Annotated in this window: 16 protein-coding genes; 6 read left to right on the forward strand and 10 right to left on the reverse strand. The window is 51.0% G+C overall.

Going from position 1 to position 17,255, the window contains the following annotated elements; genetic code table 11:
- The first annotated feature begins 7 nt into the window (after nucleotides 1-7).
- The gene (locus BM185_RS08805; RefSeq protein WP_091962285.1) at nucleotides 8-421 is read left to right on the forward strand and encodes a DUF4150 domain-containing protein; all 414 of its coding nucleotides are present in this window, start codon (nucleotides 8-10) and stop codon (nucleotides 419-421) included.
- On the opposite strand, the gene BM185_RS08810 is transcribed toward BM185_RS08805, so the two are convergent.
- Nucleotides 418-2,913 (reverse strand): fused MFS/spermidine synthase, encoded by a 2,496-nt coding sequence (locus BM185_RS08810; RefSeq protein WP_091962287.1) that lies wholly within the window; start codon nucleotides 2,911-2,913, stop codon nucleotides 418-420. The two genes, BM185_RS08805 and BM185_RS08810, sit on opposite strands and share 4 nt — an antisense overlap.
- A gap of 176 nt (nucleotides 2,914-3,089) precedes the next feature.
- A complete protein-coding gene (locus BM185_RS14940) occupies nucleotides 3,090-3,788 on the reverse strand; it encodes a methyl-accepting chemotaxis protein (RefSeq protein ID WP_091962290.1) in 699 nt (232 codons plus the stop codon).
- Nucleotides 3,789-3,910: 122 nt separating this feature from the next.
- On the opposite strand from BM185_RS14940, the gene BM185_RS08820 reads away from it, so the two are divergent.
- Nucleotides 3,911-4,675: a TraX family protein gene (locus BM185_RS08820; protein WP_091962293.1), complete on the forward strand. Its 765-nt coding sequence runs from the start codon at nucleotides 3,911-3,913 to the stop codon at nucleotides 4,673-4,675.
- A gap of 2 nt (nucleotides 4,676-4,677) precedes the next feature.
- Here the strand turns inward: BM185_RS08820 and folM are convergent, their stop codons facing one another.
- From folM to trxA, 5 genes are all read right to left on the reverse strand, one after another.
- The gene (gene folM, locus BM185_RS08825) at nucleotides 4,678-5,451 is read right to left on the reverse strand and encodes a dihydromonapterin reductase (protein ID WP_245751738.1); all 774 of its coding nucleotides are present in this window, start codon (nucleotides 5,449-5,451) and stop codon (nucleotides 4,678-4,680) included.
- Nucleotides 5,423-6,145: a ferredoxin reductase domain-containing protein gene (locus BM185_RS08830; RefSeq protein ID WP_091962299.1), complete on the reverse strand. Its 723-nt coding sequence runs from the start codon at nucleotides 6,143-6,145 to the stop codon at nucleotides 5,423-5,425. Before BM185_RS08830 ends, folM begins: the two co-directional genes overlap by 29 nt.
- A gap of 42 nt (nucleotides 6,146-6,187) precedes the next feature.
- Complete coding sequence (ubiD, locus tag BM185_RS08835) at nucleotides 6,188-7,657, reverse strand: 4-hydroxy-3-polyprenylbenzoate decarboxylase (protein ID WP_091962302.1); 1,470 nt, start codon at nucleotides 7,655-7,657, stop codon at nucleotides 6,188-6,190.
- Nucleotides 7,658-7,831: 174 nt separating this feature from the next.
- Nucleotides 7,832-9,091 (reverse strand): transcription termination factor Rho, encoded by a 1,260-nt coding sequence (gene rho / locus BM185_RS08840; protein WP_091962305.1) that lies wholly within the window; start codon nucleotides 9,089-9,091, stop codon nucleotides 7,832-7,834.
- 360 nt (nucleotides 9,092-9,451) lie between these two features.
- Complete coding sequence (gene trxA, locus BM185_RS08845; protein ID WP_091962308.1) at nucleotides 9,452-9,778, reverse strand: thioredoxin TrxA; 327 nt, start codon at nucleotides 9,776-9,778, stop codon at nucleotides 9,452-9,454.
- Between the two features lie 155 nt (nucleotides 9,779-9,933).
- Here trxA and BM185_RS08850 point away from each other — a divergent pair, with 155 nt between their 5' ends.
- Entirely contained in the window at nucleotides 9,934-11,445 is a 1,512-nt protein-coding gene (locus BM185_RS08850; protein ID WP_091962311.1) for a Ppx/GppA phosphatase family protein, read from the forward strand.
- Here BM185_RS08850 and lysS read toward each other — a convergent pair.
- On the reverse strand, nucleotides 11,442-12,917 hold the full coding sequence (lysS, locus tag BM185_RS08855; protein WP_091962314.1) for a lysine--tRNA ligase: 1,476 nt from the start codon (nucleotides 12,915-12,917) through the stop codon (nucleotides 11,442-11,444). The genes BM185_RS08850 and lysS overlap by 4 nt on opposite strands.
- A 2-nt stretch (nucleotides 12,918-12,919) precedes the next feature.
- A protein-coding gene (gene prfB, locus BM185_RS08860) for a peptide chain release factor 2 (RefSeq protein WP_143089501.1) occupies nucleotides 12,920-14,018 on the reverse strand; the annotation gives its coding sequence in 2 pieces (ribosomal slippage) (nucleotides 12,920-13,942 and nucleotides 13,944-14,018; 1,098 coding nt in all).
- Between the two features lie 155 nt (nucleotides 14,019-14,173).
- Between prfB and BM185_RS08865 the strand changes: the two genes are divergently transcribed.
- Both BM185_RS08865 and BM185_RS08870 read left to right on the forward strand, forming a co-directional pair.
- Nucleotides 14,174-14,917 (forward strand): FliG C-terminal domain-containing protein, encoded by a 744-nt coding sequence (locus tag BM185_RS08865; RefSeq protein ID WP_091962320.1) that lies wholly within the window; start codon nucleotides 14,174-14,176, stop codon nucleotides 14,915-14,917.
- Complete coding sequence (locus tag BM185_RS08870; protein WP_091962323.1) at nucleotides 14,910-15,377, forward strand: hypothetical protein; 468 nt, start codon at nucleotides 14,910-14,912, stop codon at nucleotides 15,375-15,377. Before BM185_RS08865 ends, BM185_RS08870 begins: the two co-directional genes overlap by 8 nt.
- On the opposite strand, the gene BM185_RS08875 is transcribed toward BM185_RS08870, so the two are convergent.
- Entirely contained in the window at nucleotides 15,374-15,949 is a 576-nt protein-coding gene (locus BM185_RS08875) for a hypothetical protein (RefSeq protein WP_177203518.1), read from the reverse strand. The genes BM185_RS08870 and BM185_RS08875 overlap by 4 nt on opposite strands.
- A 155-nt stretch (nucleotides 15,950-16,104) precedes the next feature.
- On the opposite strand from BM185_RS08875, the gene dapE reads away from it, so the two are divergent.
- Entirely contained in the window at nucleotides 16,105-17,250 is a 1,146-nt protein-coding gene (gene dapE / locus BM185_RS08880; RefSeq protein ID WP_091962329.1) for a succinyl-diaminopimelate desuccinylase, read from the forward strand.
- The last annotated feature ends 5 nt before the right edge of the window (nucleotides 17,251-17,255 follow it).

The following is a 17,255-nucleotide window of genomic DNA, read 5'->3' on the forward strand; positions in this document are numbered from 1 at the left end:
AAAGCTCATGGTTTTTGCAACAACACAGATGGGTGGGATGAACTTAGCCTTTCCCGATGTTTGCTTAACACCCATTCCATCGCCAGCGGGGCCAATTCCCACGCCCATACCTTATCCCAACACCGCCATGCCGAACACCGCGATACCTTCACAAATGAAGGTATTAACCATGGCCATGTTAAACCACAATATGACAACCATAACACCCATGAGCCAAGGGGATAATGCGGGTACTAACTTGAACCCAGTATCCGGGTTGGTTATGGGGCCACAAAAACAGCTTATGGGGAGTAAAAAAGTCTTTATGGGGGGTATGCCTGCAAATCGTATGCTAGGTACCAGTGCCCAAAATGGGCCGACACCTGGTGCCATGGGTGTCACTCTTGCACCATCACAAACAAAGCTGATGCTCCTGGGTTAATCCCCAAAAACCCTTAGGTAGTCAGGCAGCTGCCGTTGATAGGCTTCCAGTAAGGCTTCGCGGTCGTAGGTGTTTTCTTCCAGTAGCGGGAAAACGCCTTTACCTGCTTCACCCAAGGCTTTGCTATTGCTTCGGCGGGTTTCCAGGTAGCGGCTGACGGGGGCTTCATACATTAGGAAGGGGTAGTCATCCCGGTGGATGCGCGCGCCCTGGGCAAAGGCTTGCAGTTCTTTTTCAGTGAGCCAGATGTGAGCCAAGAGTTCTTCCAACTGATGAATACTTACTGGTTCAGCGGCCAGGTCTTCGCTAATCGCAGGGTGGCTCATTCTGCGTTGGATCTTCTGAGTATCCAGTTTCAAGGGTTGCTGGGAGCCAACCAGTAACAGATCAGCTTCATTCAGGGTGATAGCTGCCAGGCTGTGTGGAAAAACCGACTGGAAGGTCGCTACCACTGAGCGAATGTTGTCGATTTCCATATCGTAGATTTGTATCCACTGGGCAAAAATGCCTTCAGATTTCAGTGAGCGAGCACCCAGCTCGTAATACTCCTGGGTAAAGAGGTTGGCGATGCCAGCGATCCAGGGGTTGGAAGGCTCAGAAATGATGATGTCGTAGCTTGCTGGGTTTAGGTAGATATGCAAGCGACCATCAGTCATTTTGATATCCACCTGAGGCATTTCATGCAGCCTGTGGTTGTAGTCAGCGAACAGCTTAGCACCTTCGACCATAGCGGGTTCTATTTCAACCAGAACCAGTTCTTCAACCTCTGGATGCAAGCTGGCCGACGCCACGGTTACCCCTGTACCCATGCCAATAACAGCAACACTTTCCGGCTTTTCATGCAGCAATAGCGGAAGGTGGGCGCTGAGTTTTTGGGTGGGCATATCCAGGTAGGAAGAACCATCAATCTTGCCATTGGTGGAGATGTATAAATCCTGATTACGACTCAGTTTATCCCTTTCCACGGTAACTGTAGCGGTCAGGCCATCACGGTAGTAAAGCAGTTCCGTTGCTTCTTCCAGAAAATCCTCAAGGGACATTTCTTCGAGCACCCCGCGATAGGCTTCAACATATTCAGAAACACCGCTGGCCATCAAATGCTGTTTCCAGGGTGGCGCCAGATAAACACCCACCAACAGCAGATTTAAAGCCAAAAGGCCGGGCAGGTACCAGAGCTTTTTGATCAGTGGGAACACCACCAGACAGGCAGCAACCAGAAACGCACTGGCCGCGAGAAGCAGACTGGGCATCAGACCTGCCAGGGGAATCAAAACAAAGCCCACCCCCAGAGCACCGACTATGGCGCCCAGGGTATTCCAGAAATAAATATGCCCGGTATTGCGAGCGGCTGCTTCCCGGTGGGTCATCACCAGTTGTAGCGCCAAAGGGAAAAGCATGCCCATTAACCAGGTTGGCAATAAAATAATCAACAGGGATAAAAGAATATTGGTCTGGAATTGTCCCAGTAGGCTGGCCGCTTGACCGGCTTCATAACCTTGAATAAACCAGCCGGGCAAAAGTGCAAACTGGTAGCTGGTCGCGTAGACAGCAACCGCAGCAGCCAGGGACAGGCCAGCGAACCAGTAAACCAGGCCTTTTTTAATCCATTTCAGCAATAATGCTGAAGTCAGCGCACCGGCACCCAGGCCAAGTAGAAAGACAGCCAGAACACTAGTAAAGGCATAAGCCGAAGCACCCAGCACCAAAACCAGCACCCGGGTCCACACCAGCTGACAGGCCAGGCCTGCCGCGCCGGTCAAGGTCACGGCAGCAGCAACCCAGGGCAGGCCTACTCCTGAAGCAGGCATGGGCATATTAGCCGTTGCTGAAGCCCTCGGGTCGGTTTCCAGTCTGGCCTGTGAAAGGCTTTCATAACGGTGGCTGAGGAGCAATACTAGCCCACCCAGGCTTAGATTGCCCAAAGCAACCAGATAGAGGGTCGTTGACATGGGCAGCAGAGGCAAAAAGACAAAACCAGCCAGTAGACAGCCAATTACTGCACCCAGGGTATTCAGCGCATAGAAAAGACCGGTTACCTGCCCTGAGTGTTGGGTATTCTGGGCGGCAAAACGGGCCAAAAAAGGCAGGGTTGCGCCCATCAGCAAAGTGGGAGGTAAAAGTATCAGGATGCTGAGTAACAGTCTGAGAAAACTTAATAGCCAGATATTGTCAGCGGCCTGATGCCCCAGCAGCCCAAACACCGGTAGAAAAAGCTTGAACAACCAAGGACTTAAAAGCACATAGCTGCTAAGCAGAATTTCCAGGAAGCCGTAGGCTTTTAAAGGGCGAAGCAGTTGATCGGCCCAACGACTGGCGAGGTGAGCACCAAGGGCGAGCCCCCCCATAAAAACCGCAACCAGCGTTGCCACAGCCAGGGCATCAGATCCCAGTTCACCACTTAACATACGTGTCCAGGTCACTTCATACACCAGGGCCAAAGCACCTGAGAAGAAGAAGATAAAACCGATGAAGTAAGTGAGGTAGCGAACCAAGGTCCCGTCCCTGCTATTAGTTATTTAAATGTTTTTTTGTTTTACAGGAGTAACAGGGAAGCTTCAAGATCGAAACAAAGAGAAAGGGAAGTGGGTCACATTTTTAAAGCCTCCGGGATGCTGATTGATCCCAGAGGCTAAAGAAGCGGAAGCTGCTGAAGAGCCTAAAACAGGCTTTATTCGCTGGCTTCAGTCAGTTTTTCTTCCAACTCACCCATCAACTGGGTAATGGACTGGGCTGACTTACCGGTTTCATCGGCCAGTTCTTTGACCTGGTCAGCAACCACTGCAAAACCTCGTCCTGCTTCACCGGCCCTGGCTGCTTCAATACTGGCATTCAGGCTGAGCATTTTCAGGGTTTTCAGTACCTGAAGAATTTTCTGGGTTTGGTTGATGATCTGGTTACTGGTCACCCCAACATCTTCCATTTTCTTCTTGCGCTCTATTTCTTGAGCCTTGCGGTCATTAATATCTGCGACTATACCTTCCAGATATTCAACCTGGCCGTTATCACCGTAAACGGCACCACCATGCTCATTCACCCACTGGATGCTGCCATCTGAACGCTTGATACGGTAGTCAACATTCCAATTGGCATTATTTTCCATGCCTTTGGACACGGCTTCATCGACTTTTTTGGTATCATCCTGATGGATCAGCGACATATAGGAAAGACGCTGGTTATTCAGCAGATCTTTTTCGGCGTAACCGGTTACCTTTTTTACCGCCCCCGCCATATTGACCATAGTAAAACTCTGATCGTTGCGGCTGCGGTACAGGAAACCATTCATGCGATTGGCAATGCTTTCGTAGATACGTGCGGTATCTTCAGATCCGGTGAAATCCGTATCCTGCTGATAGTCTTCTGAGCTCATAGCGTGAAGGCCTTCTCTGGTCAAAGAAACTGGGGGGGATCAGGAAATAATTTGTTTCCTGATTTTACACTTAAAATATCATACCAGTAATCAACGCAGGTAAAAGCCCTTTTTCACTTTCCATGACAATCAATAATCAATGGATTTCCCTGGCCCAGTGGCTCGCTGTGATCAGCATGACAGCTGACCATGCCGCCCGTTATCTGATTCCAGGCTTAACTGATTTTTATTGGCTGGCCGCCACTCTTGGGCGTCTGGCTTTTCCCTTTTTTGCAGCCCTGGTTGCCTGGCATGCACTCTTCAATAGCCGCCATTTGGGTCGTTATACCCTGCGTATTCTGATTATCGGTATTTTGGCCCAGCCTGGCTATGCCTGGATGCTCCAGGAGCCTCTCAATCAGGCTTTGCTCAATGTTTGTTTTACACTGGCAGCGGGGTTGATCTTGACCTGGGGATGGTTAGCAGCCTGGAAAATGCATCAACTAGATGGCCGCTTTCTCTATTCCTGGTCTTTTCTAGGCGGCCTTCTACTTGCTTTGCTTGCAGCCTGGTTGCTGGATGCTTGGGTCGACTATGGTTTAGTCGGTATCCTCTTGGTTCCCGCACTGGCGATCAGCTTTCACGCCTATCAACAGCGACAGCAGCCCTGGGGGCAACAACTAGGGGCCTGGGCTCTTTGGTTATTGCCCGGTTTTCTGGTGTTGGGTCTAAATCCGGCGGGCTTACCCACCTTCAGCAGTTATTTTGCACTGCTGTTGCTGCTTCTACTGATTTTGATCAATCGCTACTGGCGATGCTGGCAACTGCCCTTTCCTCGTTGGCTATGGCTCAGTTGGTACCCCTTGCACCTGCTGGTTATTGCAGGGGCTGCCCGCTGGCTTGCCTGAGTTTAGTTTTTCAAATGGCGGCCGCCATTCAGGCGCAGCAGATTGCCCGTCATATAGGGCTGATGGAGCAGATAGTCCAGCGTTTGCCAGAGAACACCAAAACCCGGTTCCATATACAGGGGTGACTTGGACAAAGTCTTATGCCGATAGGCGGCATCATCCCCTTCATTAAAAGCTAAAAGAGCGGGCGCTATGGTGTTGACCTTGATATCCGGTGCCCAACGTGCAGCAAAGGATAAGGACAGACTTTCCAAACCTGCCTTGCTGGCGACATAGGCTGAGTGCTTGGCCGAACCACGGCGTACCACATCATCGGTCAGGTGAACGATATCCGTAGCCTGACCTAGCTCTTTGGCCGCCTTGAGTAGTAAGGGTGCCAATTGATTATTCAGTAAAAAGGGGGCCTGCTGGTGGATCTGGAACATTTTCTGAAACGTTTCTGCGGCCAGCAATCCCTCAGGATCTTCTTCTGGCAAGGGGTCACGTGACCAGTCCGAGGCATTGTGAACAAGTGCCCGCAAACCTGAATAGTCTTCCTTGATTCGACGCGCAAACGCCAAAACGCCAGCATTGGTTGCGAAATCAGCCTGAATGCACTGGGCACCCAGTTTTTGCAAGCGATCGACGCCGGGTTTAGGCGAACGGTAACTGATCACAACCGGCTGTTGGCAGGCCAAAAGCTGTTCCGCTAAATAAAGACCAGCTCTTTGTCCTGCCCCGGTAATCAGCACGGGGTAGGTCGTCGATTCAGTCATAGTCTCTGGGGGCATAGGCATGAGCATCACTTAACAGGGCGCGAGGCGGCATGCCTCGACTTATCATAAAGTCTTCAACAGCATAGACTACTGCCGGAGAGCCACTGATAAAACCTCTTATCTGTGCAGCTGACTCTGGCTCAATAAAATCCATAGCCAGAGACTCAGTTAGGCTGGCATTACGGCCACGCCAGTCGGCATCAGCCAAGTCCACACAGGCAATTAGCTTGAAGTTCTTGTGCTGCTTTTCCCAGGCCAAAGCCTGCTGCAAAGCATAAAGCCCTTCTGGGCTACGCGACCCCCAGTAAAGCGTTAGCGGGGCATTCCAATTTGTCTGGAAGGCAGCTTCCAGCAGAGATTTCATCTGTGCAAAACCGGTTCCTGCCGCAACCAGCAGCAGCGGCTGTTCCGCTTCTGGCAAGACACAAGCACCGGAGGCAAGACGTAGCTTCAGGCGATTGCCTGTCTTCAGTTGCTGTTGTAGAAGTTCAGAAGTTTCACGACCCGGCAGATATTGGATGTGCAGTTCCAACTGCGGCTGTCCGGGCGCAGAAGCAATGGAAAAAGGTGCCCAGCTATCCTCAGTAACCTGAATTTCCAGATACTGGCCTGCCTGATACTGCCAAGGCTGATCCCCTTCAAGAAAGACTTGAAAAACATCTTTGTTGAAGGGTTGAACACTTGTAATCACTGCTTCTTGGATAGTTGAACTCATTGCATTCCTGATAGCTTGTTTTCTTGTATCCGATCTGGCTGCTTAAGCATCCAGTCCCAGTTGATCCCAAAGATCATCGACCCTTTGTTTGACCGCTGAATCCATAATGATGGGCGTTCCCCACTCACGATGCGTTTCACCAGGCCACTTATTGGTTGCATCCATCCCCATCTTGGAGCCCAGTCCTGAAACAGGTGAGGCAAAGTCCAGGTAATCAATCGGGGTGTTTTCAATCATCACCGTATCTCTGGCCGGGTCCATTCTTGTCGTCATGGCCCAGATCACATCCTTCCAGTCACGGGCATTAACATCGTCATCGGTCACTATCACAAACTTGGTGTACATAAACTGGCGCAAAAAGCTCCAAACACCCAGCATCACCCGCTTGGCATGACCCGGATACTGTTTTTTGATAGTGACCACTGCCATTCGATAGGAACAGCCTTCAGGTGGCAGATAAAAATCAACGATTTCCGGAAACTGTTTTTGAAGTATAGGCACAAAAACTTCATTGAGGGCCACACCCAAGATCGCTGGCTCATCGGGTGGTCTGCCGGTATAGGTTGAATGGTAAAGCGCATCCTTACGGCGCGTGATGCGTTCAACAGTAAACACCGGAAACTCATCGACCTCATTGTAGTAACCGGTATGGTCACCAAAAGGACCTTCGGGCGCAGTTTCACCCGGCTCTATGTAGCCTTCCAACACTATTTCAGCCGAGGCAGGAACGCGTAAATCATAGCCAATCGACTTAACCAATTCGGTTTTGGTGCCTCGCAAGAGGCCTGCAAAAGCATACTCAGACAGAGCATCAGGAACCGGAGTTACTGCACCTAAAATAGTTGCCGGGTCAGCGCCTAGAGCAACACACACAGGAAACTTCTTGCCTGGGTTCTCACGGCAGAATTTCTGGAAATCCAGGGCCCCACCACGATGCGCCAACCAACGCATAATCAACTTGTTTTTGCCAATCAGCTGTTGACGATAAATACCCAGATTTTCGCGGCCTTTCTTTTCATTTTGGGTAATCACCAAAGGCCAGGTCACCAGAGGCGCAGCATCCCCCGGCCAGCAGTGCTGAATCGGCAAACTATAGAGATCTACTTCTTCACCTTCTTGAATCACTTCCTGGCAGGGTGCTTTGCTCAGCACCTTGGGGTTCATGGTCAAAACTTTTTTGAAGATAGGTAGCTTTTCCCAGGCATCTTTCATGCCCTTGGGTGGATCTGGCTCTTTAAGAAAAGCCAATAACTTGCCAATTTCGCGCAGGGCCTCAGTTGATTCCGCACCCATGCCCAAAGCCACTCTTTCTGGGGTACCAAACAGATTCGCCAGTACCGGCATGGAGTGACCCTTGGGGTTTTCAAACAGGATCGCCGGACCACCAGCACGCAGAGTACGGTCAGCTATTTCCGTCATCTCAAGATAGGGATCTATCTCTTGAGTCACCCTTTTCAGCAGACCGCGTTCTTCTAGCTGACTGATAAAATCACGTAAATCCTTATATTTCATGGGATTTAAAACCTCTTGATGTGCAAAAGGCAAGCCTTGAGGGCTTGCCTTGCTTTAGATCTGAGGGATCGCGCAGAGGACTGCGCTCCTACACTCACTTGTGGGAGTCCGCTCTGCGGACGATCATCGCGCATGGAGTGCGCTCCCAAAGGACTGCACTCCTACATCCCACATTTATTTCCGCTTCATTGCCTCAAAGAATTCCATATTGGTCTTGGTATCTTTCAGACGATCAATCAGAAATTCGGTGGCAGCCACGTCTTCCATAGGATTAAGAAGTTTACGCAGTATCCACATACGCTGGAGTTCTTCTTCGGTGGCCAGCAGGTCTTCACGACGAGTTCCAGAGCGGCGGATATTGATCGCAGGGTAGATGCGCTTCTCAGCCACTTTGCGATCCAGGTGCACTTCCATGTTACCCGTGCCCTTGAATTCTTCGTAGATCACTTCGTCCATTTTGGAGCCAGTATCAACGAGGGCTGTAGCCATAATGGTCAGACTGCCACCTTCTTCGATATTACGAGCGGCACCGAAAAAGCGCTTGGGTTTTTCCAGGGCATGGGCATCCACACCACCGGTCAACACCTTGCCGGAGCTGGGTACAACGGTATTGTAAGCACGGGCCAGGCGGGTAATGGAGTCGAGAAGAATAACGACATCCAGCTTGTGTTCAACCAGGCGCTTGGCTTTTTCAATCACCATTTCTGCCACCTGAACGTGGCGTGCAGGTGGCTCATCAAAGGTTGAAGCAACCACTTCACCGCGCACGGTGCGCTGCATTTCGGTAACTTCTTCAGGACGCTCATCAATTAGTAGAACGATCAGATGACACTCAGGGTTGTTACGCTTGATGGAGTTGGCCACATTTTGCAGCATCAAGGTTTTACCGGCCTTGGGCGGGGAAACAATCAAACCCCTTTGGCCCTTACCAATAGGTGAAACCAGGTCAATGATTCGAGCCGTCAAGTCTTCACTGGAACCGTTACCGACTTCCATGATCAGGCGATCATCAGGAAAGAGGGGAGTCAGGTTTTCAAAGAGGATTTTGTGTTTGGCGTTGTCAGGGCGGTCAAAATTAATGGAGTCGACTTTCAGAAGGGCAAAATAGCGTTCACCGTCTTTGGGTGGGCGTATTTTTCCGGAAATACTATCGCCCTTGCGTAAATTAAAGCGACGGATTTGACTGGGCGAAACATAGATATCATCCGGTCCGGCCAGGTAGGAAGAATCGGATGATCGCAAAAACCCGAAGCCATCCTGAAGAATTTCCAGAACACCATCGCCGTATATGTCTTCACCGCTTTTTGCATGGCGTTTGAGTACTGCAAAAATGATATCTTGTTTACGCGAGCGGGCGACGTGCTCTATGCCCATCTCGTTGGCGATTTCCATTAACTCGGGGACGGATTTCTGCTTGAGTTCGGTTAGATTCATGGGTTTTGTATTGGTGATCTTGCCAGGAGTAATGTTTCCGTTTAACGGAGTGGATTAATTACCGGACTTGCTCACAAGAGAAGTTGGAATTGAGCCTTCAAGTGCAAGCGACCATTCAGGCTGCGGTTTGCTTAAGCGCAGCCGCTAGGTTTGAATGACCGAAAAATGCTGATGTACTCAGAGCTTGAGGCAGGCCGGGTTTGATGACCTAGTCACAGATTTTTCCAGTGACTTTTGGAAATTACTTTTAGCTAGGCGCCAAGATAGCTTAAGTGCGCAAAGCTGACTTATCTTGCCCTAGTTAAGGCCCGGTACGCAAGCCTTTAATGTAAGAAATTGCCAGTACCGGGCCTAAAAGTTTTAAAGAATCTCGTCAATAAAACTAGTTAGCTGAGTTTTTGACAGGGCACCCACTTTGGTTGCTTCTGTCTTACCACCTTTAAAAATCATCAGAGTGGGAATACCACGAATACCAAATTTTGCAGGGGTGTCTGTATTTTCATCAATGTTCAGCTTGCAGACCTTAAGACGGTCTTCATATTCACTGGCTACTTCCTCAAGAACTGGGGCAATCATCTTGCAGGGGCCACACCATTCAGCCCAGTAATCAACTAGTACCGGCAGCTCAGATTGGAGGACATCTTCCTCAAAACTGGCATCGCTGACATTAACGATATTGGAACTCATCTCTTCACTCCTAAGCGGTATTCAACCAAGTATAGAAACTATCATAGCACCCTCTTGGTGCCACCTGAACCCTGTATAAATATAAAATTCATATTTTTAGTGCTATCTTTACGAACCATAAATTTACGATTCAAGTCTTAAAAGAGCTGATAATTATGGCAGATGCACCTCTTCCCGATGGCTCCACCCTAGCAGCCCTGGATCTGGGTTCCAATAGCTTTCACTTGGTTCTAGCCCGCAAAATCAAGGGTGAAATCAGTTTATTGAAACGCCTCGGCGAAAAGGTACAACTGGCCGCAGGCCTCGATGAGTGCGGCAATTTAAATGAAGAAGCTCAGCTCAGAGGTCTGGAATGCCTCAAGCGTATGGCTCCTTTTGTTCAGGGCCTTAACGAAAACCAAGTTCGGGTTGTAGGCACCAACGCACTCAGAGCCGCCCATAATTCCGATGATTTCATCAGCAGAGCACAGGATTTGTTAGGTCTCCCCATAGAAGTGATTGCAGGCCGTGAAGAAGCCCGACTGATTTACTCAGGCGTAGTCCACACCTCGCCCAAAATTGAAGGTCGCCGCCTGGTGATCGATATTGGCGGTGGCAGTACCGAGTTCATTATCGGTGAAGGCAAGGAACCCGAGCTTTTGGAAAGCCTGCATATGGGCTGTGTCAGCTATAGTCAGCGTTTTTTTCCACAGGGCCAGTTTACCGAAAAAGGCTACCAGCAGGCCCGACTGGCTGCCTTAAGTGAGCTACTGCATATTCAGAAAGCATTTTTGGGCCTGGGCTGGCAACAGGTTCTGGGTAGCTCGGGCACCCTTAAAACCCTGGCACTGGTCATCGGTAAAGGGGAATTTGCTCCTCTGACCCCTCAGAGCCTACGCAGCCTGGAAAAAGACCTGTTCAACAGCAAGTCGACTCAAAGTTGGACGGCTTATGGCATGAAGGAAGACAGAGCCAGAGTCATGCCTGCCGGCTTGGCAATCGCCTCAGCTTTTTTTGAAGCCCTGCAGATTAAAGAAATGCATTTTGCAGATGCGGCTTTGCGTGAAGGCCTGTTATATGAGCTGGCAGGCACTTCTACAGAGCTGGATATTCGCGACAGAACCATCAACTCTCTGCAGGAAAGATTTCAATGCGACCCGCTGCAAAGCAAAAATGTTGCTGACACAGCGATTCATGCTTTGAGGCAGGTTGCCTCCAACTGGGGTTTAGCCCATCCACGTTGGGAAAACAAATTGCGCTGGGCAGCTCAAGTTCATGAGCTGGGGCTGAGTGTTGCTCACACCCAGTATCACAAGCATGGTGCCTACCTGTTGAACTATGCTGACCTGGCAGGCTTTACACGCCAACAACAACAAATTCTTGCTGTTCTGGTACGTACCCACAGACGTAAGTTTCCAAGCCTGGAATTCAGAAAGTTTTCACCGGAACACCAGCTCAAACTGCAACGCCTGGCTCGCCTGCTCCGGTTAGCCGTACTTCTCAATCACAGCCGCCCCGATCAGACCCAACTGGACTTTACCCTGGAAGTTAACAATACCAATAGCCAGGAAACCCTGGCTTTACGCTTTCCTGATGGCTGGCTGGAACAGCAGCCGCTTTTGCTAACCGATTTGGCGCAGGAAGCCAGCTGGCAAGCTGCTGCTGGCTTCGAGCTCACCTACGCCTAGTCAACTTCGGGCCGCATGGCGGGAAACAGCAGCACATCCCGAATGGAGGCCGCATTGGTGAAGAGCATGACCAGGCGATCTATGCCAATGCCTTCACCAGCAGTGGGTGGCAGGCCATACTCTAGAGCACGGATGTAGTCGGCATCGTAGAACATCGCCTCGTCATCACCGGCTTCTTTTTCTGCCACCTGTTCCAGAAAGCGCTCTTTCTGGTCTTCAGCGTCATTCAACTCCGAGAAACCATTGGCAATTTCTCGCCCACCGACGAAAAATTCAAAGCGATCCGTCACTTCAGGATTGGCATCATTGCGGCGTGCCAGGGGTGATACCTCAGCCGGGTATTCAACAATAAAGGTCGGCTGACGCAACTGCTCTTCAGCGACGGCTTCAAAAACCTCGGTCAGAATTCGACCCCAGCCCCAGGAGTCTTTCACCTCCAGCTTCAGGGAACGCGCCACTTCCGCTACGCCTTCACGGCTTTGCAGCTGCTCGGCACTAATGCCCTGACCATACTGGACGATGGCCTGAGTCATGGTCAGACGCTGGAAGGGCTGACCAAAATCATAGTCTTCGCCCTGATAGTGCACCTGGGTGGTGCCCAGCACCTGCTCGGCCAGACTGCGCAGCATTTGTTCGGTCAGATCCATCAACTGGTTGTAATCGGCATAGGCCCAGTAGAATTCCAGCATGGTGAACTCAGGGTTGTGCCGGGTAGATAGCCCTTCATTGCGAAAGTTGCGGTTGATTTCATACACCTGCTCAAAGCCACCCACCACCAGGCGCTTGAGGTAAAGCTCCGGCGCAATGCGAAGGTACATATCCTGATCCAGCGCATTATGATGAGTGATAAAGGGCCGGGCTGTAGCGCCACCAGGGATAGCTTGCAGCATCGGCGTTTCCACTTCCATAAAGCCGCGTTCTTCCATAAACCGGCGAATGCCACTGATGATTTTCGAGCGCATCACGAAGGTATCGCGGGACTCGGGATTCACAATCAGATCGACATAACGCTGGCGGTAGCGCATTTCCTGGTCAGCCAGACCATGAAACTTGTCGGGCAGTGGACGCAAGCTCTTGGTCAGCAGCTGGCTCTTCACGATATGAATATAGAGGTCGCCCTTACCGGATTTGTGGACCGGCCCCTCGGCATAGACCAGATCGCCCAGATCCCAGGTTTTGATATCTTCTTTCTGGGTTTCATCCAGGCCTTTTTTATCGACATAAAGCTGGATCTGCCCACTGACATCCTGAATAACAATAAAGGGGCCGCGCTTGCGCAGAATCCGCCCCGCCACCTTGGCTTGGCGATCCAGGGCTTCCAGCTCTGTCTTTTCCTGGTCGCCCAACTCTTTTTGCAGTTCGGCTGCATAGGCATCCCGGCGCAGATGGTTAGGGAAGGCGTTACCCTGTTCACGACGGGCAGCCAGCTTGGCACGACGCTCGGCAATCAGCTTGTTCTCTTCTTCACTCATTTCTATAGCCCCTGCTTCAAACTGGCTTCAATAAATTTGTTCAGGTCGCCATCAAGGACAGCCTGAGTGTTACGGTTCTCAATTCCAGTACGCAGATCCTTAATGCGCGAATCATCCAGCACATAGGAACGGATTTGACTGCCCCAGCCGATATCCGACTTGGAGTCTTCCAGCTTCTGCTTTTCAGCATTGCGCTTTTGCATTTCCAGCTCATAAAGGCGGGACTTTAGCTGCCGCATGGCAAAGTCCTTGTTCTGATGCTGAGAACGCCCGGCCTGACAAGCCACCACGGTGTTGGTTGGCAGGTGGGTAATGCGTACTGCGGATTCAGTCCGGTTAACGTGCTGACCACCAGCGCCGGAAGCACGATAAACATCAATGCGCAGGTCCGCTGGGTTGATATCCACTTCAAAGCTGTCATCCACTTCCGGGGAGACGAACACCGAAGCAAAGGAGGTATGACGGCGGCCACCAGAATCAAAGGGGCTTTTACGCACCAGGCGATGCACACCGGTTTCGGTTCTCAACCAGCCAAAGGCATAATCACCCTCAACTCGGATGGTTGCTGATTTCAGACCCGCGACCTCCCCTTCGGAAACCTCGACCAATTCTGCCTTGAAACCCTGCTGATCACACCAACGCAAGTACATACGCAGCAGCATTTCTGACCAATCCTGAGCCTCGGTGCCCCCAGAGCCAGCCTGAATATCGACAAAGCAATTGGCCGGGTCCATTTCGCCGGAAAACATGCGACGAAACTCCAGGCTTTCCAGTTGTTTCTGTAAATCCTGTAGATCTGCTTCCGCTTCACTGACGGTGGCTTCATCGTCCTCTACAGCAGCCAGCTCAATAATATCCAGAGCATCCACCAGTCCCTGATCCAGATTTTCCAGGGTGGTGACGATGGTTTCCAGCTGCGAGCGCTCTTTGCCCAAGGCCTGGGCTCTTTCCGGCTCATTCCAAACGTCCGGCTGCTCCAGCTCGCGGGTCACCTCTTCTAAACGGTCTTTCTTGTCGGCATAGTCAAAGATACCCCCTAAGAACGTCTGTACGCTCCTGCATGTCTTTGATCAGGGATACCAGGGGATTAATTTCCAGCATGGGGTCAGCTTCTCCAGCGTGTCGGAAAATTCGGTAAAAAAAGAATAAGCGGCGTATTCTACCCAAGGCAGAGGCGCAACTCCACCTTACCAAGCGGGAACCTGACTGCTATCCTAAGATCCCAAGTAGCCCACTGATCCTTGAACAAGGAAATCATGAAACCTGAACTGACCGCGACTGCTGAGCATATCCGCCTGGCGCTGGGCAACTGCAAAGCCCGCCTAACTGCTGACCAGGCAAACAACCTGAGGGATCAGCTAGCTAGTCAGCTGCGCCTGTATCTTGAGCAGCCTTCATCAGAGGTGAAAAAAAACCAGAAAAAGCTAAGCCGTTTGGAACCTCTGGCTCAAGCCCTGGCCCAGCTGGAAAGCCGCCAACTACAAAGCCTGTTGCTCACCTATCCCAAACACCACCTGGTGGCACTCATTCGCTATGCTCGGGCACAACTCCCCGGTGTCAGTGAACAAATTTTTGCCCAGCTCTCCAAAAGAGCGGCCGATCAAGTATCTGAAGAACTGGCTCTTAGAGGCCCAGTACCTCTGCATCAGCTATTACCCGCATTAGAAGCTCTGGAAGGCCCCTTGAGCAAAGAAGGCCTGCTATTTGGTACCCAGTTAAAAGCACGTGACTACTTACAGCGCCTGGCCCAACTGCCTGCTAATCGCCTTAAGCAGCTATTACAAAAGCTACCGCCCAAAGCCGTCGAACAGCTACTTGCTATCGCCCAGCAACTCGACACCCCGGAAATTGCTGCCTTTTGCAAAGAAGCTTTAAAACCAGGAGCTCAACCACCTGCCAGCAAACTGGATGAAAATCAGATTCGCCTGGTAATGGCTTTGGTGAGCAGAGAGCTTAAAAAACTTAAAGAATCCGATCGGTGGAGTAGCAGCCATGCTTGAAGTCAAAATTAGCGGCCAGCGCCTGGAGCTGCAAGATCAGCTACTTGGCTTGGAGATAGGCCTGCATGAAAGCTTAATGCTTCTGGCAGAGCTGGATGAAATCCTGGAGCTGCCCACCAAGGAAAGCCAACAGCTGCTTCGGCTTTACTACCAGCACTATCTTGGCAGCCTGTTACTCTTGCCCCCACGTGAGCGCCAGTTTTTACTTCAGGAAGCCAGCCTGGAAGCCCTGGCCTGTCTTTTGAAGATGCTCCAGGGCACTGCCAGTGAAGTTCAACTGCGCGCCAACCTTTCTCAGCGGCGCCTACGTCAATTGGAAGAAGAACCCATCTTCCAAGCCAGTCGACCGCCTTCTTCAACGCTACTGAAAGAAACCCTGGGTGGCTTTTTTGAACAACTGGACCAGCGAATCCTGAATGGGGAGTTGCAACTCCCCGATCCGAAAGAACCTAGTTACTAAAGTTGCATTTCCAGACGTTTCAGCGATTCTTCAAAATCCTGCAGGGAACCCATGGCATCGTCTTCATGGTAGGTCAGTGTCAGTACCAGACTTTTACGCTGTTCAACCTGCAGCATATATTGCAACACATGCGTTGAGGGGACACTACCTGCATAGGCAATAATAAAGGCAGGATAGCCTTGGACTTCCTTACCCTCACAACGCTCCAAGCGTACTTCCTTACCAAGAGTTTGACCTAGCAAGCTGGGCAGGGCACCGCAGGTGGCCTTAATTTGGCTGGCTGCCTCCGGAACCTGATCATTGGTTTCAAAAAGGCTCAGATTGTCATAGACACCATTATGAGAGTCTCGGGTATTGAACAAAAGTTCCAGATTGCCCTGACGCACCCTTTCCGCCAAACGCTGCTTCATCAAGGGTGGCAAATCCAGTTTGTCGTCATTCTTGCCTTCAACAGCTGACAGATCCTCTTTGCTGAGTAGCTGCCAAGCCTCAGGTAAATGCAACACCAAACCAAAACCTGTTTCCAGGCGTTTAAGCTCATCCGCCAAGGCTGGCATAGGAACTGCCATCACCACAACAAGTATCCAAAAACGCATCAACTTTATGTAATTCATCGAATTCAAAATAGGAACCTGCGCAAGAAAATTGAAATTCAGGTAAGCTAGACCGCTGAAAAAAGACACACTATAAGCCATTTTTTCCATTCTGACTGCCCAGATTAATCATTATGACCACTTCTATGTCTCCTACGCTGCAACTTGCCTGTGACCTTATCAGCCGCCCTTCAGTGACTCCCGAAGATGCAGGCTGTCTTGAACTCCTTGGCCAGCGCCTTGAAAAACTGGGCTTCACCCTTGAACCCCTCAACTTTGGTGAAGTTCAAAATCTGTGGGCCAGAAAAGGCAACCAAGGCCCTCTTTTGTGTTTTGCAGGTCACACAGATGTTGTTCCCTCCGGCCCTGAAGAGCGCTGGGATACCCCGCCTTTCCAACCCGAAATTGATGCTGAAGGCTATTTGCGTGGTCGCGGCGCAGCCGATATGAAAGGTAGCCTGGCCGCCATGATTACGGCTATTGAAGGCTTTTTGGCTGAGCACCCTGATCACCAGGGTAGCCTTGCCCTGTTGCTGACCAGTGATGAAGAAGGCCCTGCCATCAAGGGTACTGTAAAGGTTGTCGAGCACCTGGAAGCGCGCAATGAAAAGATTGACTGGTGTCTGGTCGGCGAGCCTTCCAGTACCGAACGCCTGGGCGATGTCATCAAGAATGGCCGTCGCGGCTCCCTGGGTGCCCGTCTAGTGGTCAAGGGCAAACAAGGGCATGTTGCCTACCCGCATCTGGCAGCCAACCCTATTCATCTGGCCGCGCCAGCACTGGCTGAACTGACTGCAGAAACCTGGGATGAAGGTAATGCTTTCTTTCCGGCAACCAGCCTGCAAATTTCCAATATTAATGCTGGAACCGGTGCAACCAATGTCATTCCCGGTGAGCTGGAAGTCATTTTCAACTTTCGCTTCTCTACTGAGGTCACTGCCGAACAGCTTCAAGAACGCACCCAGGCTCTTCTGGATCGCCATCAGTTGGATTACCAATTGGACTGGACGCTCAGTGGTCAACCCTTCCTGACCGCTGAGGGTCAACTGGTGGAGGCGGCTCAACAGGCCATTTTAGAAGTCACCGGAAAGCCAACCCAGTTATCGACAGCTGGGGGAACCTCCGATGGGCGCTTTATTGCACCAACTGGTGCTCAGGTAGTCGAGCTGGGCCCCATTAATGCGACCATTCACCAGGTCAATGAGCGTGTTAAAGCGGAAGATTTGAACCAGCTAAGCCAGGTTTATCAAGCTTTGATAACCCGGCTGCTGGCTCAATAAAAACA

It is taken from the genome of Marinospirillum celere, assembly GCF_900112235.1.
GTDB lineage: Bacteria > Pseudomonadota > Gammaproteobacteria > Pseudomonadales > Halomonadaceae > Marinospirillum > Marinospirillum celere.